The organism is Prescottella sp. GW823-FHT02E09, from assembly GCF_058797375.1.
Genome location: NZ_JBXAJP010000003.1, coordinates 103186 through 127842, shown reverse-complemented (window position 1 = coordinate 127842; position 24657 = coordinate 103186). Strand labels below are relative to the sequence as shown.

The 24657-nt window shown below is 70.2% G+C and carries 20 protein-coding genes; 15 read left to right on the top strand and 5 right to left on the bottom strand.

Annotated elements, in window-relative coordinates; translation table 11 throughout:
• The first annotated feature begins 70 nt into the window (after window positions 1-70).
• On the top strand, window positions 71-640 hold the full coding sequence (locus AC1RIF_RS08335) for a TetR/AcrR family transcriptional regulator (RefSeq protein ID WP_492600912.1): 570 nt from the start codon (window positions 71-73) through the stop codon (window positions 638-640).
• Window positions 641-679: 39 nt separating this feature from the next.
• The gene (locus tag AC1RIF_RS08330; protein ID WP_492600911.1) at window positions 680-1237 is read left to right on the top strand and encodes an NADPH-dependent FMN reductase; all 558 of its coding nucleotides are present in this window, start codon (window positions 680-682) and stop codon (window positions 1235-1237) included.
• 3 nt (window positions 1238-1240) lie between these two features.
• Here the strand turns inward: AC1RIF_RS08330 and eccE are convergent, their stop codons facing one another.
• Window positions 1241-2881: a type VII secretion protein EccE gene (gene eccE / locus AC1RIF_RS08325; RefSeq protein ID WP_492600910.1), complete on the bottom strand. Its 1641-nt coding sequence runs from the start codon at window positions 2879-2881 to the stop codon at window positions 1241-1243.
• 112 nt (window positions 2882-2993) lie between these two features.
• Here eccE and eccB point away from each other — a divergent pair, with 112 nt between their 5' ends.
• Window positions 2994-4469, top strand: a complete 1476-nt coding sequence (gene eccB, locus AC1RIF_RS08320) for a type VII secretion protein EccB (RefSeq protein WP_492600909.1) — start codon at window positions 2994-2996, stop codon at window positions 4467-4469.
• Window positions 4470-4510: 41 nt separating this feature from the next.
• Here eccB and mycP read toward each other — a convergent pair whose 3' ends face one another.
• Together mycP and eccD are read right to left on the bottom strand one after the other, a co-directional pair.
• On the bottom strand, window positions 4511-5854 hold the full coding sequence (gene mycP, locus AC1RIF_RS08315) for a type VII secretion-associated serine protease mycosin (protein ID WP_492600908.1): 1344 nt from the start codon (window positions 5852-5854) through the stop codon (window positions 4511-4513).
• A gap of 50 nt (window positions 5855-5904) precedes the next feature.
• Window positions 5905-7386, bottom strand: coding sequence for a type VII secretion integral membrane protein EccD (eccD, locus tag AC1RIF_RS08310; protein WP_492600907.1), 1482 nt, complete (start codon window positions 7384-7386; stop codon window positions 5905-5907).
• A 210-nt stretch (window positions 7387-7596) separates the two neighbouring features.
• Between eccD and eccCa the strand changes: the two genes are divergently transcribed.
• From eccCa to AC1RIF_RS08260, 10 genes are all read left to right on the top strand, one after another.
• Window positions 7597-11622, top strand: coding sequence for a type VII secretion protein EccCa (gene eccCa / locus AC1RIF_RS08305; RefSeq protein ID WP_492600906.1), 4026 nt, complete (start codon window positions 7597-7599; stop codon window positions 11620-11622).
• Window positions 11619-12932 carry a type VII secretion-associated protein gene (locus AC1RIF_RS08300; protein WP_492600905.1) on the top strand — a complete coding sequence of 438 codons (1314 nt, stop codon included), beginning with the start codon at window positions 11619-11621 and terminating at the stop codon, window positions 12930-12932. Before eccCa ends, AC1RIF_RS08300 begins: the two co-directional genes overlap by 4 nt.
• 214 nt (window positions 12933-13146) lie before the next feature.
• The gene (locus AC1RIF_RS08295) at window positions 13147-13461 is read left to right on the top strand and encodes a WXG100 family type VII secretion target (protein WP_415638897.1); all 315 of its coding nucleotides are present in this window, start codon (window positions 13147-13149) and stop codon (window positions 13459-13461) included.
• A 47-nt stretch (window positions 13462-13508) separates the two neighbouring features.
• Window positions 13509-13793 (top strand): WXG100 family type VII secretion target, encoded by a 285-nt coding sequence (locus AC1RIF_RS08290; RefSeq protein ID WP_492600904.1) that lies wholly within the window; start codon window positions 13509-13511, stop codon window positions 13791-13793.
• A gap of 154 nt (window positions 13794-13947) precedes the next feature.
• Window positions 13948-15192, top strand: coding sequence for an ornithine--oxo-acid transaminase (gene rocD, locus AC1RIF_RS08285; RefSeq protein WP_492600903.1), 1245 nt, complete (start codon window positions 13948-13950; stop codon window positions 15190-15192).
• A 181-nt stretch (window positions 15193-15373) separates the two neighbouring features.
• Complete coding sequence (rplM, locus tag AC1RIF_RS08280) at window positions 15374-15817, top strand: 50S ribosomal protein L13 (protein ID WP_022597326.1); 444 nt, start codon at window positions 15374-15376, stop codon at window positions 15815-15817.
• Entirely contained in the window at window positions 15814-16329 is a 516-nt protein-coding gene (gene rpsI, locus AC1RIF_RS08275; RefSeq protein WP_492600902.1) for a 30S ribosomal protein S9, read from the top strand. Before rplM ends, rpsI begins: the two co-directional genes overlap by 4 nt.
• A gap of 154 nt (window positions 16330-16483) precedes the next feature.
• On the top strand, window positions 16484-17821 hold the full coding sequence (gene glmM / locus AC1RIF_RS08270) for a phosphoglucosamine mutase (protein WP_492600901.1): 1338 nt from the start codon (window positions 16484-16486) through the stop codon (window positions 17819-17821).
• 112 nt (window positions 17822-17933) lie between these two features.
• Complete coding sequence (locus tag AC1RIF_RS08265; protein ID WP_492600900.1) at window positions 17934-18236, top strand: N-acyl-D-amino-acid deacylase; 303 nt, start codon at window positions 17934-17936, stop codon at window positions 18234-18236.
• Window positions 18236-19750, top strand: coding sequence for a hypothetical protein (locus AC1RIF_RS08260; protein ID WP_492600899.1), 1515 nt, complete (start codon window positions 18236-18238; stop codon window positions 19748-19750). Before AC1RIF_RS08265 ends, AC1RIF_RS08260 begins: the two co-directional genes overlap by 1 nt.
• 1 nt (window position 19751) lies before the next feature.
• Here AC1RIF_RS08260 and AC1RIF_RS08255 read toward each other — a convergent pair whose 3' ends face one another.
• Window positions 19752-20627, bottom strand: a complete 876-nt coding sequence (locus AC1RIF_RS08255; RefSeq protein WP_492600898.1) for a dienelactone hydrolase family protein — start codon at window positions 20625-20627, stop codon at window positions 19752-19754.
• Between the two features lie 98 nt (window positions 20628-20725).
• Between AC1RIF_RS08255 and glmS the strand changes: the two genes are divergently transcribed.
• A complete protein-coding gene (gene glmS, locus AC1RIF_RS08250; protein WP_492600897.1) occupies window positions 20726-22588 on the top strand; it encodes a glutamine--fructose-6-phosphate transaminase (isomerizing) in 1863 nt (620 codons plus the stop codon).
• A 48-nt stretch (window positions 22589-22636) separates the two neighbouring features.
• Here the strand turns inward: glmS and AC1RIF_RS08245 are convergent, their stop codons facing one another.
• The gene (locus tag AC1RIF_RS08245) at window positions 22637-22990 is read right to left on the bottom strand and encodes a cupredoxin domain-containing protein (protein WP_492600896.1); all 354 of its coding nucleotides are present in this window, start codon (window positions 22988-22990) and stop codon (window positions 22637-22639) included.
• A gap of 144 nt (window positions 22991-23134) precedes the next feature.
• On the opposite strand from AC1RIF_RS08245, the gene AC1RIF_RS08240 reads away from it, so the two are divergent.
• Window positions 23135-24586, top strand: a complete 1452-nt coding sequence (locus AC1RIF_RS08240) for an NAD(P)H-hydrate dehydratase (RefSeq protein WP_492600895.1) — start codon at window positions 23135-23137, stop codon at window positions 24584-24586.
• The last annotated feature ends 71 nt before the right edge of the window (window positions 24587-24657 follow it).

The window sequence follows — 24657 nt, the reverse complement described above, 5'->3', positions numbered from 1 at the left end:
GTGGTCTCCTCGCTGGTGGACCGAGAGCGGAAAATAGTACTGAAATCGATACTGCAGTACTCTCTTCCGTATGGCAACCCCGGTGAAGATGACGGCACGACGGCTCGCGCTGTTCGACGCCCTCGTGGATCTCATCCTCGCGGAGGGGTTCGCGCACCTCACGCTCGACGATCTCGCGGCGCGCCTGCATTGCTCCAAGTCCACGTTGTACCGGCTCGCAGACAGCAAGGAACAGCTGGTGCGGGCGGCTACGGTGCACTTCTTCCGTGGCGCGACCGACCGGGTCGAGGCGAGTCTCGCGGGTGCGGTCGGTTCCCGCGAGCGCATCCGGATGTACCTGGAGGCAGTGGGGGAGCAGTTGCGGCCGGCGTCGGCACGGTTCATGGAGGATCTCGCGGCGGATTCGGCGGCGCGCGAGGTGTACGAGCGCAACACCCGGTTCGCCGCCCGTCGGGTACAGGAGCTCATCACGGCGGGCGTCGCAGCCGGAGAACTGCGCGACGCACACGCGGCGTTCGTCGGCGACATCGCGGCGGCGGCGATGGTGCGGATCCAACAGCGTCAGGTAGCGGCGTCGACGGGTCTCGACGACGCCCAGGCATACCAGGAACTCGCGGTCCTGCTGACCCGCGGACTCTGATCGCGCGCTCTACGATCGGATCGGGAAGGGAGCGTGCCGATGACCGAACCGATCCGACCGCTGCGACTGGAAGTGATCGTGGGCAGCGTCCGTGCCAAGCGATTCGCGCCGGTGGTCGTGGACTGGTTCCTCGAGCGTGCGCACGCCCGCGACGAGTTCGACGTCGCGATCCTCGACCTCGCCGACATGGCGCTGCCGCAGGACCTTTCACACACGGCGGAAGTCGACGCCTTCGCCGAACGCATCGGGAACGCCGAGGCGTTCGTCGTGGTGACGAGCGAGTACAACCACGGATATCCCGCCGCGCTCAAGACTGCGCTGGACACCGTCAAGTACGAGTGGCGGTCCAAACCGATCGGGTTCGTTGCGTACGGCGGAATGTCGGGCGGGTTGCGTGCGGTGGAGCAACTCCGTCAGGTGGTGGCCGAGCTGCACATGGTGTCGGTCCGGGAGGCCGTCAGTTTTCACCAGGCGCGCAGGCATTTCGACCCGGACGACGGCGCCGTGAACGACGCCGCCGAGCGGATGCTCACGCAGTTGGAGTGGTGGGCCGACGCCCTGCGGTCGCAACGGGAGCGGAGGCCGTATCCGGGTTGATGGTCAACGGGTGCCGACCAGTCCCGTGGGGGTGCGTCCGCGCCCGATGAAGGCGGTCTCGGACGCGATCGTCACCAGTGCCAGCTCGACGTGACGGTCGCCGGTGGTGAGTACCACCCGATCACCGGCGGCACCCGGCTGCACGATCGCCAGGTCCGGGGCGGTCGGTGGCCACTGCCGGGGGTCGTGGTGGAGATGGATGCTCGTGACGCCGGCTCGTGCCGGCGGCGCCTGAACTCCGTCGACGACGATGGTGTCGAATCCTGCTTCGGACCAAGAGGATTCGCCCGCGGTGCGGAGTCGGGTCGGGGTCGCGACGGCGCCGATCAGCGTCGCCCACGCATGCGGGCGATCGGTGTGGATCAGGACGCGGGCACCGGTCGCGACCGCTCGGAAGACCACTTGCCGAGCCAGATACAGCTCGCCGGCGATGTACACGTCGACGATTCCGCGTCCGGTGACGCGGGCGGCTACCGCATGCCCGTGGGCGTCGGAGCCCACCAGTTGACCGCAGCCCGCGACGGGCAGTGCGAGGGTGTCGAGATCCGTCCCGTCGAACTCGGACATCGGTGTCAGCCCGTCGAGTCCGGGTGAGGACGTGGGCAGGTGCGACAACAAGGCGTCGCGATGGCGGCCCTGCATCGAGATCGTGCCGGGAATGCCGAGGCGTTCGGGTGCGCTCCGCACCGTCCTCCGGAAAGCCGCGCCCGCCCGGACCGATCCCGGCCGGCCCGACGGGCGCAGTCGAATCGCCACGGTGGTTCCGAGGCTCGGGGCTGCCCATGCCGCGGTGAGTACTTCCCGCGAGAGATGGCCGGGATCGACGGCGTTGCCGACATTGACGACCCCCGGCAACGGCACCTGCGACCACTCCTGCTCCATCGCGGTGGGATGAACACCGCGACAGATGCGCGCCGATGCCGACTCGATCTCGGACGCCGTCAGGATGAGGGAGCGGCACCCGGCGTCGGCGAGCGCCCGGACCACGCGTCGTGCCGCGACGGCCACCGTGCGCGACGCGCCCTCCTCACCGCCGCCCCTGCGGGCGACCGATTCCGGGTGGCCGGCGGCATCGAAGCGCAGCACGATCCACACGCTGCGCTGCGCGGCGGCCGGCAGCGGCCCGACGAGGCTGTCGTACACGTCGGCGGCAGGAGTGCCGGACACGGCGCGACTGCCGTGGCTGACGATGTCGATCCCGCTCAGGCTGACGTCGTGCTGCTCGAGGCAGTCGGCGAGGGCCGAAACCGGGACGTGCTGTCCCGAATCGAACGCCTCGCGGGTGATCCGGGTCCAGCCCCGCTGCGGTGCGACCAGTTCCACGACGGCCAGGACCTGACCGTCGACCCAGTGCAGCCCCACCGTTTCGCCGGGCGAACGGAAGTCCGCGGAGTGCCCCACCGACGGCCGGCGGTTACGCACGAAGAGCCGGACGGCCTCGGCCCAGGACAACGTCGTGCGCCCACCGATCCGCGCGAACATCGCGGCGCCGACGACGACGGCGGTGACGATCGCGGCCCACAGCGGCAGTCCCGCGAGCAGCGCGAGCAGGAGTGCCGAGGCCGCAAGAACCTGCGCGACGACCACGGTCGCCACCGGCACGGTGGGTGTGTGCCGACGGCGTCGGGTACGGAATTGGTCCACGGATCCTCCCCGATTCCTGAACCAGACGGACCGACTTGTCGACCGCCGAAGTGTGTTTGCACGCGAACTGTACTGTGTGGGTCCGTAGCGTGCGCCTCATGGGGGAGGGAACATGGCAGCACAGCCGACTACGCGATGGCAGGTCAGTGGGTATCGATTCCTGGTCCGTCGCATGGAGCATGCGCTCGTCCGGCGGGACGTGCGCATGCTGCACGACCCGATGCGCTCGCAGTCGCGGGCGCTCGCGGTGGGGGTGGTCGTGGCGTGCCTCGGTCTGGCGGCGTGCGCGGCGCTCGCGCTGATCCGCCCACAGGACAAGATCGGCGACGCTTCGATCGTGGTCGGAAAGAGTTCGGGCGCAATGTTCGTCGTCATGAACGGCACGCTGCACCCGGTGCTGAACCTGGCGTCGGCGCGGCTCGCGATCGGCGAGTCGGCCCGCCCGGTGATGATCAAGGAATCCGAGATCGACACGCGTCCGCGTGGCGCCCTCGTGGGGATCCCCGGGGCGCCGTCGGCACTCCCCGACGGCGGTGGTGCCGACGGGCAGCCCTGGACGGTGTGCGACACCGTGTCGGCGGGCGGAAGTAGCTCCGTCACAACGACAGTGACTGTCGGTGAACCCGCCTGGAGCGAGGGTGTCGGTCGGCTCGAAGCAGATGAGGCGCTGCTGGTGTCCCAGTCCGGCGAGACATTTCTCGTGTACGACGGCCGACGCGCCCCGATCGATCTGAGCGATCAGGCGGTGGCCCGGGCCCTCGGGCTGGAAGGGGCGCGTCCGCGTCCGATCAGCAGGGGCATGCTCAACGCGATCCCCGAGGTGCTGCCGATCACGCCGCCTCGTATCGAGGACGCGGGGAACGCACCGGCGTTCGAGATGGCCGGACGAACAATCGGTTCCGTCGTCAAGGTGATGCGTGGCGACGACGCCCACTACTACGTGGTGTTGCGCGACGGGGTGCAGGAGATCAGCGCCGCGACCGCCTTCCTGATCCAGTTCTCCGACTCGCAGGGGCAGTCCGAGATGGCCGCGGTCACGCCGGACGCCCTCGCCGACGTGCCCACCGTGCAGGGCCTCGACGTCTCGACATTCCCCAGCGTGCCGCCGCGGCTCGTGGGCGCGTCCGACGACCCGGTCAGCTGCCTCACGTGGACTCCGCGCGGCACCGCTGCGGGTGACGAGTCCGGCCGGGTCGACGCGGTGCTCGCGGTCTCGGCGGGCCGCGCCCTGCCAATCCCGGAGCAGGCGCGCACCGTTCGATTGGCGCAGGCGGACGGGCCCGGCGACAACGCCGACGAGGTGTACGTGAGCCCCGGAAGCAGCGGGTTCGTGCAGACGACCGGTCTCGAATCCGGCAGCTCCCGCAAGGGCGGCATGTTCTTCGTCGCGGACACCGGCGTCCGGTACGGAGTCAAGAACGCCGACGCGGCGAAGGCTCTGGGCTTCGAGACCCCGGGCGCTCCGGCGCCGTGGCGGATCGTCGAACTCCTCGCCCCCGGACCGACTCTCGGCAGGGAGGAAGCCCTCGTCGCGCACGACGGCGTCGCCCCCGACAGCAATCCGGCACCGGTCGCGTCGGGGAACTGAGCGGTACCGAATCCGGCTGCACCGGAACGTGTGTGCCGAACCTACTTCCGCCGCCGGCGCAGTGGAAACGAGGCGAGAACGCCAAGCATCGCCACCGCGACGATCGCACCGGTCGCGGCCAGCGCCACGGTGCGAGGCCGGGTGTCCTCCTCGACCGGTTGCGGAGCCGCCATCGGGGCCGAGAGCGGTCCGCCGACGGCCGTGTCGCCGAGCGGAAGATCGGCACTGACGGCGGCGGCCGGGTCGACGACGCCGTGCCCGACGAACGGATTCCACCCCTCGGCCGGTGCGTGCGCGGTGGCCTCGATCCGCTCGATCACCTGCTGCGCGGTGAGCTGTGGGAAGCGGGCCCGGACCAGTGCGGCGGTGGCCGAGACCAGTGGCGCGGCGAAACTCGTTCCGGCGAAAGGACTCTGTTGTCCCTGTGAGGTCACCCATTCGCGGGTCTGACCGAGACCGTCCGGGCTGAGGGAGACGATGCCGGTGCCGGGGGCCGCGACGTCCACCCAGGGCCCGCCGAGGCTGAAGCCTGATGCCGACCCGTCCGGGTCCACCGATCCGACGGTCAGCACGTAGTCGTCGTACCACGCCGGAGTCGCGATGGTGGACACCGAATCCCATCGATCGGCGTTGGGGTCGAGAGGATCGAGGGGCGGGTTCTGGGCGGCGCACCCACCAGACTGGTAGTTTCCGGCGGCCGCGACGACGACCGCGTTCTTCACCGTCGCCGCGTAGTGGACGGCGGCACCGAGGGACTGATCGCCGATACCGTCCACCGCCGCGCGGCACGCGACCTCCGAGATGTTGATGACGGTGGCACCCGCATCCGCGGCCTCGCGCACGGCCATCGCCATGGTCTGGGTGTTGCCGTAGCCGCTCGAGTTCTGTACGTCGTTCGGGTCCTCGTTGCGGCGGACCTCCGAGAAGTTCGCGCTGGACTGGCGGATGGTGAGGATCTGCGCGTCCGGTGCGCCCCCGGCGAAACCGGAGCCGGCAACGGGTACGGCCCCGATCAGTCCTGCGACGATGGTGCCGTGGGCGTCGCAGTCGCCCGTCCCGTCGCCGTTCGAGACGTAGTCGCCGCCCGCCATCAGTTGCGGCAGCCTGGGGTGCCGTGCCACACCGGTGTCGATGACCGCGACCACCTGGCCGGCGCCCCGGGTCAGCGGCCACACCGACGCGAAGTCCATGGCGCTCTGCGGCAGGGGCACCTCGGAGCTCTCGCTCATCGGCACGACGCTCGCACACGCGTTGCGCTGTTCGGTCGGCACCAACGGGGCCGGCCTCGTCCGCGCCGGCAGCTTGCCGGGATCGATCGGCGCCGGGACGACGGCCCCGGCGACACCGACACCGGTTGCTGCAGTCAGGGCGACTGTCGCCGTCACCACGGAGGTGGCCGACCACCGGCGCAATCGCGCCCGGTCCACGGCCGGGCTCACAGTCCCCGGACGGCGGCGAACAGTCCGGACACCCAGCAGACCAGCGGAACGACGGTGGCGATCACGGTGTAGTCGACCAGTTCGGCGACTCGCCGCTGGACGGGTGAGAAGTTCCGTTGCGGCGCGACGATTCCCAACGCGAGGGCCGCGGCGACGAACAGCGCCGACACGGCGAACAGTCCCAGCGCCGCCTCGGGGACGGCGAAGGCAGTGCCGGCGCACAGCAGGACGACGATCGCTCCGCCACCGCCGATCAGTGGCACCGACTGCTCGGCGGAGGTGTAGGTCCGCCCCCGGAACATCAGAACGGTCGCCGCGGCGAGGGCAAGACCGGTTCCGGGCCAGTAGATTCCCGACCCGGGCATCGGTACCGATGCCAGCAGTGCCCCGGACACGGTGAGCAGCATCATCGCGCAGACAAGTCCGGTGAGGTAACGCCGGGCGCGGTCGGCTCGGGTGGCGACGGATTCGAACGACGGGACCTTGCGGGCATCGTCCGGATCGTCCTCCGCCGGGTCGACCGATGTGCCGGGGGCGGGTACCGGTGGCAGCGGGAGCTTGGCGAGCAACATCGCCACCCGCGCCGCGAACACGAGACCGATCAGCGCGGTGCCCACGAGTATCGATCCGACCGCGCGTGGCGACTGGTCCGTCAGTGTCGCGACCAGCGCGGTGCCGGACCCGATCAGCGAGATCGACGCGGCCGCAGTGAACACGCCGTAACCGACGGCGGCGGTGCGCAGAGCGAGGACCGCGGTGGCGCCCACCATGACCAGCCCGAGGAGTATGTGGGGCGCACTGCGGTCGCCGGGAACCAGCAGGACACCGGACGCGAATGCCGTCGGCAGCGCGGCAGCGCCGAGCGTCAGGGCCGCGCTCGCGTCACCGTAGACCCGGCTCACGACCGCCCCCGCGATCACGAACAGGATCAACGCAACCAGCGCGCACACGGCGCCCACGAGGGATTCGGTGGCGCCGTCGGTCTGCAGCAGCGCGAACGACCCGGCGACCGCCGCCGCGATTGCGAGGGTGGACCCGGTCAGGCGTGCGATCCGCGGGGTCCACGGCCGGGTGTGGCCGGTGTCGGCGACCGCCACGTTGTACATGATGTCGTCGAACAGCGGTGGGGGAGATCCGGCCTCGACGGTGTCGAAGACCAGGAGTTCACCGTCGAGCACCGCATGCTCGCGCAGGCTCAGCGCGGGCGAGAGCGGTGGCTGCCCCAGCCGCGCGAGTGTCCACCGGGCCGGTTCGGTGCGTTCGCCGGCGACCTCGAAGTCGTTTGCGGCACTGTGGCGGTCGACCAGGTCGGCGATACCCGGGATCAGCAGTTCCACGGGAACCGTGTTCGGCAGTGCCAGGTCGATCTGCGTGTGCGGCGCCAGAATCGTCAGCCGGCACAGGTCGGCAGCTCCCCGTGGCCGCGAACCGGTACCTGCACCGGCCGAGTGCCCGGCATGCAGAACTGTCACGCTCATCCCCCCGGATTCCGCGGTCCGGGTCCCCACCCGAATCGCTCGTTTCGAAACATCGGCACTGTACCGCGCCTCGAGGTCGGGCCTCCACCATGTGTTGTCGGCGCCGTGCTGTAGCTTCACAGATCGCGAGTCCGGAGCCCGTGGGGGGTGACTCGGTCCGGCCTGATCGGCCGACCGTGCGAGGGCTGGCATTTCACTGGGGGTGGAAGCATGGGGACTGCGCTTTTCGTGCGGAAGGCACGTCGCGAGGCGCCGCGCACGCCGGGCGGCGAGGTGAGCCTGCAGAACCCGCCCGAGATCCCCCGGATCACTCCCGGCAATCTGATGACGAAGCTGCTCCCGCTCGTGATGGTCGCGGCCATGGTGGGCATGGTGGCGTTGATGTTCACATCCGGGATGTCGGCGAACCCGATGTCGCTCCTGTTCCCCGTGATGATGATGGTGTCGATGCTCGGCATGCTGGCGGGCTCCGGTCGCGGTGGGGGAGCGAAGGCCGCCGAGGCCAACGAGGAGCGCAAGGACTACCTGCGGTATCTCGACCAGCTCCGACGCGACGCCATCGACACCGGACAGCAACAGCGCACGGCGCTCGAATGGAGCCATCCCGATCCGTCGACCTTGTGGACGCTCGCGGGAACCGGCCGCATGTGGGAGCGCCGGATCGCCGACGCCGACTACGGTCACGTGCGGGTGGGGCGCGGGAGTCAACGACTCGCGACACGGTTGATTCCACCGGAGACCGGGCCTGTCGAAGACCTCGAGCCGGTCTCGGCGGTGTCGTTGCGCCGGTTCGTCCGCGCCCACTCCGTGGTTCCGGAGTTGCCGACGGCGGTATCGCTCCGCGGATTCGCGGCGATCTCGATCGACGGGGACCGGGACGACGCGCGCGGGCTGGTGCGCGCGATGCTGCTCCAATTGTGCACGTTCCACGGACCCGACCACCTCCAGGTCGCCATCGTGTGCGGCCCGGACACCGCCCCGGAATGGGAGTGGGCCAAGTGGCTTCCCCACGCCCAGCACCCCGATTCGCTCGACGGTGTGGGCTCCTCCCGCATGCTCTACGGATCGGTGATCGAGCTGGAATCGGCTCTCGGGCCGCAGTTCTCGATGCGTGGGCGATTCTCCCGGAATGCGCCGCCCACCGCGGGGGTGCCGCAGATCGTCGTCGTGATCGACGGGGGCATCCTCGACGGCGACACCGGTGTGGTGACCGACGGCGGCCTGGACTCGGTGACGCTGCTGGATCTCAGTGGATACTGTCCCCGACTCACCGCGACCCGCGGACTGCAGTTGGTGGCCGCGGGCGGCTCGCTCGGTGCCCGCGGTCCCGCCGGGATCGAGACGTTCGCGGCGGTGGACACGCTCACCCCGCAGCAGGCACTGTCCGCGGCTCGCCGGCTGGCACCGTACCGGATCGCGAGCCGGCCGGCGGCGGACGTCGGCGACGACGGTGGCGCGCCGGTCGCCGCCGGGTGGAGCCAACTGCTCGGGCTCGGCGACGTCGGGCAGTTCGACCCCGCCCGCGCGTGGGTGCCGCGACAGGGCCGGGACCGGCTCCGGGTGCCCATCGGCGTGGGGGTGGACGGCAGTCCGGTCGAACTCGACCTCAAGGAGGCCGCCGAGAACGGTATGGGGCCGCACGGTCTGTGTATCGGTGCGACGGGATCGGGCAAGTCCGAGTTCCTGCGGACGCTGGTTCTCGGGTTGCTGGCGACGCACTCGCCGGAGGCGCTCAATCTGGTCCTCGTCGACTTCAAGGGCGGCGCGACGTTCCTCGGCCTCGACGAGGCCCCGCACGTCGGGGCTGTCATCACGAACCTCGCCGAGGAACTGGCGATGGTCGATCGGATGAAGGACGCCCTCGCGGGCGAGATGAATCGCCGACAGGAATTGTTGCGAGCTGCAGGTAATTTCGCGAATGTCACCGACTACGAGAAGGCGCGTAACGCCGGCGCGGACCTCGCGCCTCTACCTGCGCTGTTCATCGTCGTCGACGAGTTCTCGGAGCTGCTCAGTCAGCAGCCCGAGTTCGCCGACCTGTTCGTCGCGATCGGACGGCTCGGGCGATCGCTGCACATGCACCTGCTCCTGGCCAGCCAGCGGCTCGAGGAGGGCAAGCTGCGTGGCCTCGACAGCCACCTGTCCTACCGGATCGGACTGAAGACGTTCTCGGCCAACGAGTCCCGGACCGTCCTGGGTGTTCCCGACGCCTACCACCTTCCGGCATCTCCGGGGGCCGGGTACCTCAAGTGCGATTCGGCGGAGATCGTGCGGTTCGCCGCCTCCTACGTGTCGGGTCCGTACGAGTCCGAGCGGGTTCGCCGATCCGCGGGCGCAGTGGCATCGGCGGCAGACCTGCGTCCGCGGTTGTTCACGGCCGCGCCGGTCGCCCTGCCCGTCGTCGACCAACCGATCGTGCCGGTCGCGCCCGATCCCGTGCCGGAGGGCGAGGCCGATCCGCGTTCGGTTCTCGAGGTGCTGGTCGATCGCATGCGCGGTCGCGGTCCGGCAGCGCACGAGGTGTGGTTACCGCCGCTGGACGCCGCGCCCACCCTCGACCGGATCCTGCCGCCGTCGACGATGACCGACCCGGTGTCGGCCGTCAGCTCGTTGCGCACACCGATCGGCGTGATCGACCGGCCGTTCGACCAGCGGCGGGACCTGCTGCTGGCCGACCTGTCCGGCGCCACCGGCAACGTCGCGGTCGTCGGCGGACCGCAGTCCGGCAAGTCGACCCTGTTGCGGACGCTGATCATGTCCATGGCGGCGACCCATTCGCCGCGCCAGGTGCAGTTCTACTGCCTCGACTTCGGCGGTGGCACCCTGTCGGGTCTTGCGGGGCTCCCGCACGTCGGATCCGTCGCCAACCGTCTCGACGTCGATCTGGTCCGCCGCACGGTCGCTGAGATGACGACGCTGGTGCGTCAGCGTGAACGGCGGTTCCGGGAACTCGGAATCGAGTCGATGGCGGAGTTCCGGGGGCGGCGTGGCACGGCCGCCACGGACGCTGCGGGCACCGCCCAGGACCCGTTCGGGGACGTGTTCCTCGTCGTGGACGGGTGGCCGAGTATCCGCCAGGACTTCGAGGCCCTCGAGGCGCAGATCGGTGCGCTGGCCGGGCAGGGACTCTCGTTCGGTGTCCACGTCGTGCTCGCGACGCCGCGTTGGGCCGACATCCGCCCCGCGCTCAAGGACCAACTCGGCACGAGAATCGAATTGCGTCTGGGAGATCCGACCGACTCCGACGTCGGGCGTGTCAAGGCGATGCTCGTGCCCGCGGGACGTCCGGGCCGCGGTATCACCCGCGACGGTCTGCACCTGCTCGCCGCCCTGCCCCGACTCGACGGATCCTCCCGCAGTGACGACCTCGGCTCGGGTGTCGCGGACGCCGTCGCACGGATCGGCGCGCGCCACGGTGCGGATTCGGGTCCCGTCGCGCCGCGAGTGCGGATGCTGCCGGACCGCCTGCCCCGCGAGGATCTCCTCGCCGCCGCCGCCGCCGCGACCGGCCGACGGCCGGTGGCCGCTGCGTCCGGCGGGGCGTGCCTGGCGGTGCCGATCGGGATCGACGAGGCGGAACTGGCGCCCGTGTACCTCGACTTCGCCGATCAACCGCACTTCCTGGTGTTCGGTGACAGTGCGTGCGGCAAGACGACATTGCTGCGCGGCATCTGTCTGGGCCTGATGGAGTCGAACACGCCGCAGCAGGCGAAGCTGATCATCGGCGACTACCGGCGCACCATGCTCGGCGTCGTGGAGGGTGATCATCTCGCCGGATATGCCGCATCGGCAACCACTTTCACGACCATGATGAACGATCTCGCGGGGATTCTTGCGGGCCGCATGCCGGGGCCGGACACCACGCAGCAGCAACTCCGCGAACGGTCGTGGTGGTCGGGACCCGAGATCTACGTCGTCGTCGACGACTACGACCTCGTCGCGACGTCCAGTGGTAACCCTCTGACCCCGCTGATCGACTACCTGGCACACGCGAAGGACCTCGGTCTGCACGTGATCATCGCGCGGCGGTCCGGCGGCGCGTCGCGTGCGTTGTACGAGCCGGTGATCGCGCGGATGCGTGACCTGGTGCCGGCGGGCATGGTGATGAGCGGCAGCCGTGACGAGGGCAACCTCGTCGGTACCGTCCGCCCCAGCGAACAGCCCCAGGGCCGAGGTACTTTCGTCGCACGCAGCGGAACGTCGCTGATGCAGGTCGCCTGGCTTCCGCCGTTGTGAGCGGCCCGGGTTCGGTCGTTCGTGTCCACCTCACGGACGGCGCCGTGTGGGTGGGGTCCGTCCGCGGGGTCGTCCGGGTTCCCGACGAGTCGGTTCAGGGCATGGTCGAGTGCATCGACGACGACCACATGTCGGTGGGCGGCCACACGGTCGCGACCGTGGACGTGGCGGCCGCCGCATTCCGGCGAGCGTTCGAAGTTGCGCTCGGCGGAACGGGATTCGTTGCGACCGCCACCGTGATCCATCCGTCGCACTGGGGCGTCGCCCGCTGTGGCGTCCTGGAATCGGCGGCACGTCGGTCCGCCCACGAGGTGCAGTTGCTTCCCCTCGCGCTCGCGGTGCCGTGCTCCGGTGACGTCCGACGGTGGAGTGTCGTCGAGTGCGGCCCGCTGTCGACGACGGTGGTGTCGGTCGACCGCGACGAGCGTGGCGGGCCCAGGATCGTCGCCTGCGAACTGCTCCCGGACACCGGGATACTCGATCTGCTCGACGACCCCGAACGAGTGCACGGGATCGTCAGCGTGGTGCGGGACATCGACGGGGACGGTGCACCTGACGTGGTGGTGGCCACCGGTGTGGCCGAGAACGCCGCGATCGCCGAAACGGTCTGCACGGGAATCGGGTCAGGGGCGTCGGCGGTGTCCGACGCGATCCTGGTGTCGGTCCCGGTCGTCGATCCGGGCGCCGGTACGCCGGGCCCGGCGCCGGATACGGTGTGGCCGAACGGAGTAGCGGCGGCATCGCCGGGGCCGGCGCGGGGCCGGGGGAGGGGGCGCCGCGCCGTGGTCTCGTTGCTGGTGGTGCTCGGGGTGCTGGCGCTCGGCGCGGGAGCAGCGGCGATCTGGCAGGCGCGGGAGCCGGGTGCGTCCGTCCCTGGTGATGTCGTGCAGCACTTCGAGGTCGGCAGGGTGAGCGTCGCGGTGCCGGATTCGTGGCGGGTGCGGCCGGGCCAGCCGGGGCGCCTCGATCTGGCACCCGACGGCGGGGCGGAGCGCCGTGTCATCGTGCTGCCCACCGAGATTGCGGTGGGATCCGATCTGGAGGCGGTGGCACGAGCGCTCGAGCAGCGGATGGCCGAACGCGGTCCGGACAGCCCGTTCTCGCAGTTCGTATCCGACGACGAGTTCGCCGGCCGGCGCGTCGCCTCGTACCTCGAGTCGCCGGAGGAGCGAATCAGGGTGCGATGGTACGTACTCGTCGAGAACGACGCCCAGGTCAGTGTCGGCTGCCGGTTCGTCGACGGCGACTGGGACGCGGCTGTCCGATCGTGCGAGAGGGCCGTCAACGGTGTGACGGTGGGGGCGGCCTGAGCGGGCCGCCGCGAGAGTGATCGCGGCGAGGGCGAGCATCGCGGAAAAAGTTCCGCGACGAGTGGAACCGAAACGACACACGCATGCGTCCAACCAAATGTAGGCGCGAACTGGCGGCGGCTGAGGCCGGGTACTCGGGAGGTTTCCCCGGGCATCTCGGGGGGCTGCCCCAGCCGGGACGCGGAAGCGCGAAGACGATTCCGAAGGAGTCAATGTGAGCGATCAGATGAGGACCACCGTCGAGACCATGGAGGCCACCTCCCGCCGCGTCAGCGACGTGCGGTCGGAGATCCAGGGTCTGCTGAGCACCCTCAAGGGTGAGGTGGACGGGGTCCGTGGCGGCTGGGAAGGTTCGGCGGCCATCGCGTTCCAGAGCCTGATGGAGCGGTGGGACGGCAGCGCCACCAAGCTCAACCAGGCGCTCGAGGCGATCAGCGAGAACATCAAGTCCAACAGCGTCTCCTACGACTCCGCGCAGCAGGATCACACGAGCTCGCTCAACAACGTGGCGAGCAGCCTGAACATCTGAGCCGGATCGCCTGAATCCCACACCACACAGGACATACAGGAGCAGCAATGACGATGCGTTATTCGTTCGGTCAGATCGAGGCACTCAAGGTTCGGATCGACTCGATCCAGGCTCAGATGAACTCCAAGCTCGACGACCTCAAGGCACACATCGCGCCGATGGTCGCCGACTGGGAGGGTTCGGCCTCGGAGGCGTACCAGGCGCAGCAGGCCAAGTGGGACGCCGCGGCCCTCGAGCTCAACCAGATCCTCGACGCCGTCGGCCGGGTCGTCGGCCAGGGCAATGCGGACATGCAGCAGGTCAACAACGCCGCTGCCAACAGCTGGGCGTAGTCCGCTACGTCTGACGCGTGTGCCCCGACGGAAGGAGAGCCGTCGGGGCACACGCATGTTCCGGTGAGAACGATTGCCGCCGAGCGCCGGTCGGCGGATACTGGCGTGATCCGAATGCGGTGGCGCGCAGCGCCGGACCGGAAGGCGGACCGCCATGACGGCTGGACATCGTCTCGATGCCGGACTCGTGCCGGTGACGGAAGCGACGCGGGCCGAACTCGCCCGCGCCGACGTGCACAGTGCGCACAACTACAGTCCGCTCCCGGTGGTCGTCGAATCTGCATCCGGTGCGTGGGTGCGGGGTATCGACGGTGTCGACTACCTCGATGTCCTGGCCGGCTATTCGGCGCTGAACTTCGGACACGCGCACCCCGAACTCGTCGAGATCGCGCGCGAGCAGATGGGCCGGCTCACGCTCACCAGTCGTGCGTTCCAGCACGACCGGTTCGCGCAGTTCTGCGCCGACGTCGCGCGGCTGTGCCGCAAGGACGCGGTCCTGCCGATGAACACCGGTGCCGAGGCGGTGGAGACGGCGCTGAAACTGGCCCGCAAGTGGGGGTACGACGTCAAGGGCGTTCCGCGCGACCGCGCCGAGATCGTCACCTGTACCGGGAACTTCCACGGCCGCACCATCGGCATCGTCGGGTTCTCGTCGGATCCGGACGCCCGGGACGGTTTCGGGCCGTTCCCGCCGGGCTTCCCGTCCGTCGAGTACGGCAGCGTCGACGCACTGGCGGACGCGATCACCGAGAACACCGTCGCCGTCCTCGTCGAACCGATCCAGGGGGAGGCGGGGGTCCTGGTGCCGCCCGACGGATACCTGGCGGGTGTGCGTCGGCTGTGCGACGACCGCGGCATCCTGCTGCTCGCCGACGAGATCCAGAGTGGCCTGGGACGGACGGGGGAGACGTTCGCGTGCGATCACGAGGGGGTCGTCCCCGACCTCTACATCCTGGGCAAGGCTCTCGGCGGCGGACTGGTCCCGGTTTCCGCGGTGGTCGCCGACCGCACGGTGATGGACGTCATCCACCCCGGTCAGCACGGCAGCACGTTCGGTGGGAACGCGCTGGCCTGCGCGGTCGGGAGCGGTGTCGTGCGGCTGCTCGAGACCGGCGACTACCAGCGTCGCAGTCGCGAGCTGGGGCGGCATCTGCACGCGTTGCTCGCGGAGCTGCCGGGGGACCGGGTGGCCGAGGTCCGGGGCCGTGGCCTGTGGGCCGGTGTCCAGTTGGCGCCGGGGCAGCCGTCGGCGCGGGAGATCTGCGAGCGGCTGCTCGCCAGGCGGGTGCTGGCCAAGGACGCTCACGAGGGCACGATCCGGATCGCGCCGCCGCTCGTCATCTCGCGCGAGGACGTGACCTGGGCGGTCGAGAGGCTGGCCGACGCGCTCGCCGAGTAGCCGAGCAGTGGCACATTTTGACCCTGGTCGGCCCCAGCCGGTATCGTTCTACGTCGGTGTGCCGTCTCTTGCCGTGTCTTCGAGCGCGGAGAGGGGTGGTTCTCGGGTCTCAACTGGCCGCCGAGAACCGTCAGCGCAGCACACTCGGCCAGCAGCAGAAACGAACAGACGAGGAAGTTCTGTGCCTACGTATTCCCCGAAGGCCGGAGACGTGACCCGTACCTGGCACGTCATCGACGCCACAGACGTGGTGCTCGGTCGCCTTGCCGTGCAGGCAGCCAACCTGCTCCGCGGCAAGCACAAGCCCACCTTTGCACCGCACGTTGACGGCGGCGACTTCGTCGTCATCATCAACGCCGACAAGGTTGCCATCAGCGGCAACAAGCGTACGGACAAGTTCCTGTACCACCACTCCGGACATCCGGGTGGCCTCAAGTCCCGTTCGGTCGGCGAGGTTCTCGAGAAGAACCCCGATCGCCTGGTGGAGAAGGCCGTCACCGGCATGCTCCCGAAGAACAAGCTGGGCCGCGCCATCGCGGGCAAGCTGAAGGTCTACGCAGGCCCGACCCACCCCCACGCCGCGCAGCAGCCGGTGCCGTTCGAGATCAAGCAGGTCGCCCAGTGAGCAACGAAGACTTCAACGAGGCCGTCGAGGCTGTCGAGGCCGTGGCAGACGACGTCTCGGAGTACACCACCGAGACCGAGGTCGTCGAGTCGTACGAGGCTGCTCCGCAGGCCCCGATCGTCATCGATCGTCCGGTTCAGACCGTCGGCCGTCGCAAGGAGGCGGTCGTCCGCGTCCGCCTGACCCCCGGCACCGGTGAGTTCAAGCTGAACGGCCGCACCCTCGAGGATTACTTCCCGAACAAGGTGCACCAGCAGCTCATCAAGGCTCCGCTGGTCCTGGTCGAGCGCACCGAGTCGTTCGACATCACCGCCCTCCTGACCGGTGGCGGCCCCTCGGGCCAGGCAGGCGCGCTGCGTCTCGCCATCGCCCGCGCTCTGATCGAGGTCACCGCCGAGGATCGCCCCGCGCTCAAGCGTGCCGGCTTCCTGACGCGTGACGCTCGCGCCGTCGAGCGCAAGAAGTACGGCCTGAAGAAGGCCCGCAAGGCATCTCAGTACTCCAAGCGCTGATGTGTCGCCGGAGCCGGCATTCGTGCCGGCTCCGGCACCTGTTCGTCCACGAGAGCAGGCGTTCGTAGAGTTCTTTCGCTACCGGACGCCTGCTTTTGTGCTTTACCTGGATACTCACCCGGATTGCTCAACCGGAATGCGAGGGATCGGTTCTATGGGTCGTATGTTCGGCACGGACGGCGTGCGTGGCTTGGCGAATGCCGAGTTGACCGCGGAGTTGGCACTGAAGGTGGCCGGGGCTGCGGCCGAGGTGCTCGCACCCCCGGGATCCGACTCGCAGCGGCCCGTGGCCGTGGTCGGTCGTGATCCCCGGGCGAGTGGCGAGATGCTCGAGGCGGCCGTCACGGCCGGACTCACCGCGGCCGGTGTCGACGTCGTCCTGGTCGGCATCCTGCCCACACCGGCGGTGGCCTACCTGACCGGCGCTTACGACGCGGCGCTCGGCGTGATGATCTCCGCGTCCCACAACCCCATGCCCGACAACGGCATCAAGATCTTCGCGGCGGGCGGACACAAGCTCGACGACGACGCCGAGGACCGGATCGAGGCAGCGATCGCCGCGGGACCCGCACGACGCCCCACCGGTGCCGGCATCGGGCGTGTCGACGTCGCCTTCGACGCGACGAGCCGCTACCTGACCCACCTCGCCGGTGCCCTCGACATCCGGCTCGACGGTCTCACCGTCGTCGTGGACTGCGCGCACGGCGCCGCGTCGACGGTTGCGCCCGACGCCTACCGCAACGCCGGTGCGACCGTGATCGCGATCAATGCCGATCCGGACGGGCTCAACATCAACGACGGCTGCGGGTCGACGCATCTCGAGACGTTGCAGCGTGCCGTCGTCGAGCACGGCGCGGACATCGGTCTGGCGCACGACGGTGACGCCGACCGCTGCCTCGCGATCGACGCGACCGGTGCGGTCGTGGACGGGGACGCGATCATGGCGGTCCTGGCGATCGCGATGCGTGACTCCGGCGAGCTCGTCGACGACACCCTCGTCGCGACGGTGATGAGCAACCTCGGCCTCCACATCGCGATGCGTGAGGCCGGGATCGCGGTGCGCACCACCGCGGTCGGTGACCGTTATGTGCTCGAGGAACTGCGCGCGGGCGGATTCAGCCTGGGCGGTGAACAGTCCGGACACGTCGTGCTTCCCCGCTACGGCACCACGGGTGACGGCGTGCTCACCGGCCTGCGGCTGATGGCGCGGATGGTGGCCACCGGTGCGTCGATCGCCGACCTGGCAGCAGCGATGACGGCGCTGCCGCAGGTGCTGCTCAACGTCCGTGTCGCCGACAAGTCCGCTGTCGCGGCCGCGCCGGACGTCCGGTCCGCGGTGAGCGAGGCGGAAGCGGAACTCGGCGACACCGGCCGGGTGCTGCTGCGTCCGTCCGGCACCGAGCAGTTGGTGCGGGTGATGGTGGAGGCGGCCGATCTCGACGTGGCGCAGCGCATCGCGCGGACGCTCGCGGAGAAGGTGGCTTCCGCTTAGCGCACCCGGTCCACCGAACTCCGCAGACCGAGCGGAACCGCGGGCCGCGCTGCTGCGTCGAAGAGGACGAAGGATCCGAATCAACAGGCGACAGGTGCGGAAGGCGGTACCGATGGCGGACGTGGTCGCGATCGACGTTGCGGGGGTGCGGGCGACGGCGCAGTCGTTGCAGGCGGGCGCGGAGGTGCTGACCGAGGCCTCCCGGACGGTGCGGGAGTGCGGCTTCGCCTCCTCCGGTGGCGAATCGACGAACCCCGCTCGTGAGCAGGCCATTCGCGACGGGTACGCGCGTCTCGCGCGGGCGATCGGTGCGTGGGCAGCCGGTTCGGCCGACGGTGCGCGTGCCCTCCGCGACACCGCCGACGCGTACGACCGTCAGGAATCGGCGAACGCCGTCGCGCTGGGTGGGCGGTAGTGGACGCGATCCTCGATGCCGGGTCGAGTGGTCTGCAGTACTTCGCGGTGTTCCTGCCCCGTGCAGCCCTGGTCGCGGCCTGTACGGGCACGGGTGACCTGGCGGCGACTCCCGAGCAGACCGAGGCGCGCTACTTCGAACAGCGGGGCATCGACCTGACCGCGCTCGCCGCCGACATCGACGCGATCGGACAGGTCACCGGCAGTCTGGATCGGACGTTCGGCGATCAGGCTCGGGCGGTCCGGGCGCTCCCGGAGGTATGGGCGGGAGCCGCCGCCGAGCAGGCCTGTCGGCACCTGTCCGGCAACCTCGCGCGGGCGGACCGGTTGCGGAGCACCGCACAGAGCGTCCGGAGCGCGCTGGTCGCCGCCGAACGCGAGCTGCGGGAGATTGTGACCCGGAAATCGGAGTGGGTGCGCGAGCGGGATGCGTCGCAGATCGGCGGGCGTGCCGTCACCGAGATCGACACGATGCTCGGGAACTCCGGGTTCCTGTTCGGTGGCGCGTCGGCCGGTGCCGGACTGCTCCAGGAGTCGAGCCGCGAATGGCTCACCGGGGTCTTCCTGCCGCAGGTTCGGGACACGCTGCGCGAGTTCACAGCGATCTGTGATGCGACGGAGACGGCGGTCGACGATGTCTACTGCTCGCTCGCACGGGTGTTCGCGCAGATCGACGACAGTGCCCTTCCCTCTCCCGCCGATCTCGCGGCGGACTGTCGGGCACGGACTCCGGTCGCGACAGGACCGTCGGGGCAGTGCAGCACCGCACCGGCACCGGCACCGGCACTGGCGGTGCCCCCGGTGACCGCAGCGCCGGCAGCGACACTCGTGACGTCAGCGTCGAGTCTGAGCGGATTCGACTGTCCGCCTGCGCAACCCGCGGTCGCAGTGCAGGGATCGCTCGCGCTGGACGGCGCGGTCCGTGTCGCGGGGGCCGTCGTCGGGATGGTGGCGGGGGTTGCGCTCGACATCGTCGACGGCATCGTTCGCGCATCGGCCGTATCGACGCTGCCGGGCGGGAGCCTCGATCTCGAACCGGAGCAGGGCTGTTCCTGCGACTGTGCGTGCGAATGTTCGCGGCCACCCGAGCCCGCGGCCGAACCCGAGCCGCCCGCCCCCGCGCCGCCGCCCGCCCCCGCGCCGCCGCCCGCCCCCGCGCCGCCGCCCGCTCCCGAACCGCCTCCGGCCACCGAACCTCCGCCCACCCCGGAACCCGAATGTCCGGAGGACGAGGCGCCGGTCGTGGACGAGCCGGTGGAGCAGCCGGCACCGCCGGCGCCGCTTGTGGAGGAAGCGCCGGCCGACTACTGCATTCCCGCGCCGGAACCGGAGTCCGCGGCGGGGTCCGGGACTGCGTCCGGGGCGATGGACGCTCCGGCCGCGCATTCGATGGTCGGGTCGCCGCAGGGGGCCCCGCGCCGCCTAGCCGAGGAGCCGGCGATCGCCGAGATGGGGTCGCAGCCGGTGCCCGGTGAGGAGACCGGGGCTGTGCTCGCGGAGGCCGGTCCGCTGTGAGCTAACGGCCGAGAAGCTGCCCGATCCGGGCACTCGCGTGGTGGGCGGCGGCATCTCGGGGGTCGAGCGCTTCGTCGGTCTCGTCGCGCACGGCCGGATGGGTGCCGGGCAAGTGCGCGTCGGCGTCGGCGAACGGGGCGTAGGCCTTGTCGCCGGTGAGGCGATGCAGCAGGAACCCGGTCAGGAGCGCGCGCGTGACGTGCTGGGTGCGGCGCTCGGACCCGCCGACGCCGAGGAATCCGAGGAGCCGTCGCCCCTCGACGAGGCCGGCGCTCGAACCCTTGTCGACGACCCGCAGCAGGCTCTCGCCCTTCCAGGCGTCGGCGAGCGCGAGCGCGTCGCTGTTGAGGGAGTCGACGTCGGTCGCCCCGGCGAGGACGAGGCCGGGCACGTCGATCCGTGCGGCCGCGACGGTCGCGGACGGTGCCGTGGGGGCGGGGAACAGTGCGGCGACGGCCTTGACGCGGGCCGTCCGGGCTGCCGCGAGCACCGCCACACCGGCACCCATGCCGTGTCCGGCGAACGCGAGGCGCTCGGGGTGGACGCTGATCCTGCCGGGACCGAGGCGCACACCGGTGCAGATGTCGAGGGTGGTACCCAGGTCGGCGGCGAGCCCGAGGTGTGACGGCACCGGGCCGCGTTCGGTCGCCGGCGCGGCAGCGACGATGCCCCACGAGGCGAGGTGCTCGAGTGTCGCGGCGTAGTTGGTCGTGTTCGCCAGCCAGTCGTGGGCGAACGCGACGGCCGGGAGGTTGAACCCCTCGGCGGGGGTGTAGACCACGCCGGGCTGCCCCGCGAGCGCCAGATCACCGCGCAGCACCTTGTGTGGGCCACGCTTGGACAGCTTGGATACCAGGGACTTCGGTGTCTGCGCCACGGGGGAGACGTTATCCGATCGGGTGCGACCCTCGGGAGTTGCGCCGCACCGCCCGTCCGAGTTCGTTCCGAACTGCGGTCCAAGTACCCTGGTGAACCATGTGCGGAATCGTGGGTTACGTGGGCCACCGCCAGGCTTTGGATGTCGTGGAGAAGGCGCTGCAGCGGATGGAATACCGCGGCTACGACTCCGCCGGTGTCGCGGTCCTGGACGGCGAAGGTGGCTTGGCGACCGAGCGTAAGGCCGGGCGCCTCGACAATCTGAAGGCCGAACTCGACGAGATCGGGCGGGACCAGTTCGTCGGCACCACCGGAATGGGGCATACCCGCTGGGCCACCCATGGCAAGCCGACCGACCGCAACGCGCACCCGCACCGGGATGCGGGCGGCAAGTTCGCCGTCGTGCACAACGGCATCATCGAGAATTTCGCGCCGCTGCGCGCCGAGCTCGAGGCGGCCGGGGTGGACCTGCTCAGCGACACCGATTCCGAGGTCGCCGTGCACCTCGTTGCGAAGGCGTACGAGAGCGGACCCACGGCGGGCGATTTCGTGGAGAGCGCGCTGTCGGTGCTGCGCCGGCTCGAAGGCGCGTTCACGCTCGTGTTCACGCATGTCGAGCATCCGGACATGATCATCGCGGCGCGTCGGTCGACGCCGCTGGTCGTCGGTGTGGGTGAGGGCGAGACGTTCATCGGATCCGACGTCGCGGCGTTCATCGAGCACACGCGTGACGCCGTCGAACTCGGGCAGGACCAGGTGGTGATCATCACCGCCGACGGCTACACGATCACCGACTTCGCCGGCAACGAGCAGCAGGGCCGCCCGTTCACGATCGACTGGGACCTGCAGGCCGCCGAGAAGGGCGGTCACGACTACTTCATGCTCAAGGAGATCCAGGAGCAGCCGCGGGCCGTCTCGGACACGCTCCTCGGGCACTTCTCCGACGGCAAGATCGTCCTCGACGAGCAGCGGCTGTCGGATCAGGAACTGCGCGACGTCGACAAGATCTTCGTGGTCGCGTGTGGCAGCGCCTACCACTCGGGCCTGCTCGCGAAGTACGCGATCGAGCACTGGACGCGGCTGCCCGTCGAGGTGGAGCTCGCGAGCGAGTTCCGCTACCGCGACCCGGTCCTGGACCGGTCGACGCTCGTCGTCGCCATCTCGCAGTCCGGTGAGACCGCGGACACGCTCGAGGCCGTCAAGCATGCCAAGGACCAGAAGGCCCGGGTCCTCGCGATCTGCAACACCAACGGTGCACAGATTCCCCGCGAGGCCGACGCCGTTCTGTACACGCGGGCCGGTCCGGAGATCGCCGTGGCCTCCACCAAGGCCTTCCTCGCCCAGGTGACCGCGAACTACCTGGTGGGGCTGGCCTTGGCGCAGGCGCGCGGCACGAAGTACCCGGACGAGGTGGCGCGGGAGTACGCCGACCTGGCAGCGATGCCGGAGCTGGTCACCCGGGTGCTCGCGACCGTCGAGCCGGTGCGTGCGCTCGCCCGCGAGTTCGCGCAGTCGCCCGCGGTGCTGTTCCTGGGCCGCCACGTGGGCTACCCGGTGGCGCTCGAGGGTGCGCTCAAGCTCAAGGAGCTCGCGTACATGCACGCCGAGGGCTTCGCTGCCGGTGAGCTCAAGCACGGTCCGATCGCGCTGATCGAGGAGGGCCTGCCGGTCATCGTGATCATGCCGTCGCCCAAGGGCCGGGCGGTGCTGCACTCGAAGCTGGTCTCCAACATCCAGGAGATCAAGGCGCGCGGCGCGAAGACCATCGTCATCGCGGAGGAGGGCGACGAGGCGGTGCGGGCACACGCCGACCATCTCATCGAGATCCCGGCCGCGCCGACGCTGCTGCAGCCGCTGCTGTCGACGGTGCCGCTGCAGGTCTTCGCCGCCGAGGTGGCGCAGGCCCGCGGTCTGGACGTCGACAAGCCCCGCAACCTCGCGAAGTCCGTCACGGTCGAGTAGGACCGGACGAACCGCGGCAAGATCCGCAGACCCGGATGCTCGGTGTCGTCACGTCACGATGACGACACCGAGCATGTCCGGGTGCAGCGAGCACGTGTAGTTGTAGGTGCCGGGTTCGGTGAAGGTGAACTCCCAGGTCCCGCTGTTCTTCAGCGGGCTGCGCAGCACCGATTTCGCGTCGTCGAGTCCCACGACGTCGTGCGGGGTGCCGCGGTCGTCGAACACCCACGTCACGGTCTGTCCCGCAGAGATCGTGATCGACGAGGGCGAGTAGGTCATGTTCGAGACCTCGACCGTCGGTCCGCTGTCGGAGACCGGCTCGTCGGTCGAGGAGTTGGCGCAACCGGAAAGGCTTGCGGCCAAAGCGATTCCGGCGATCAGAGCAGTTGCCCGTGTCTTCATGGGATTCAGCGTAGTCTGGCGATGATTGTGTCTCGAGTTACATCTCCCGACCTCGAATTCGCGAGGAGCTGCCATGCCCACCCGTGAAAACGCGCCGCTCGCCGCGCAGTTCATGTACTCCGGTCCGGTGGCGGTCGGGTAGCGATGCGGAGCTACCACTCGACGCAAGAGGTCAAGGCCGCCGAGGCGCCGATGCTGGCGAGCCTGCCGGAGGGCACGCTGATGCGGCGGGCCGCGTACGGCCTGGCCCGGGTCACCGCCGACGAACTGCGGGACCGGACAGGGGGCGTGGCGGGTCGCACCGTGACGCTGCTGGTGGGCTCGGGTGACAACGGCGGTGACGCGCTGTGGGCGGGCGCACTGCTGCGCCGGCGCGGTGTGGCGGTCACGGCGATCCTGCTCGATCCGGCGCGGGCACACCCGGCGGGGCTCGCGGCACTGCGGGCTGTGGGCGGACGCGTGTCGCCGGACCCGGGCACCCCCGATCTGGTTCTGGACGGGATCGTCGGAATCTCCGGCAGGGGTCCGCTGCGCCCGGCCGCGGCGGCGATCGTCGCAGAACTCGACGCTCCGATCGTCGCAGTCGATCTGCCCAGCGGCGTGGATCCCGACACCGGTGCCGTGGGCGGTCCCGCCGTGACCGCTGCCGTCACGGTCGCGTTCGGGGCGCTCAAACCGGTGCACGTCCTGGCCGCGGCCCGGTGCGGCAGGGTCGAACTGGTGCCGATCGGGCTGGATCTGCCGACGCCCGAGCTGGTCGCGCTCGACGCGTGGGACGTGGGCGGGTTGTGGCCCGTTCCGGGGGCGGCGGACGACAAGTACACGCAGGGCGTGGTGGGCGTCGTCGCGGGCAGCGGACGCTATCCGGGTGCTGCCGTGCTGTCCGCCGGCGCCGCGGTCACGGCCACCGCCGGGATGGTCCGGTATGCGGGTCGGGCCGCCGCGGAGGTGCTCGAACACTGGCCCGAGGTGGTCGCGGCCCCGTCGCCCGCCGATGCGGGCCGCGTGCAGGCCTGGGTCGTGGGCCCCGGCATCGGCACCGACGACGAGGCTTTGACGGAACTGCGGACGGTGCTGGCAACCGACTTGCCGGTCCTCGTCGACGCGGACGGGCTGAATCTGCTGGCCGAGCACCCGGACCTGGTGCGGCGGCGTGGTGCGCCGACGTTGCTGACCCCGCATGCTGGCGAGTTCGAGCGGCTCACCAGTGTCGCGCCGACGCCGGACCGGGTTGCGGCGACGCGGGCGCTGGCCGCCGAGTGGGGCGTGACGGTTCTGCTGAAGGGCCGGGCCACCGTGATCGCCGGCCCGCACGGCCGGGCGTACGTCAACGACGCGGGCAGTTCGTGGGCGGCCACGGCCGGGTCGGGCGATGTCCTGTCCGGCCTCGTCGGTGCGTTGATGGCGACGGGTCTGGAACCGGCGGTGGCGGCCGCGACGGGTGCCCGGGCGCACTCGCTCGCCGCCAACCTCGGGGCGCGGGAGGGCTCCGACGACATCGGGGACGCCGGGCTCGCGCCGATCTCGGCGTCGACGCTGCTGGCGCACCTGCGGTCCGCGATTCGGATCCTTCGCGCACCTGTGCCCGAATCGTGACTGGTCGGGTTGTACCCAGGAACCGGGTCGGTCCCGGTGAGTGGCAGGATCGAAATCTGTGACCACTACCG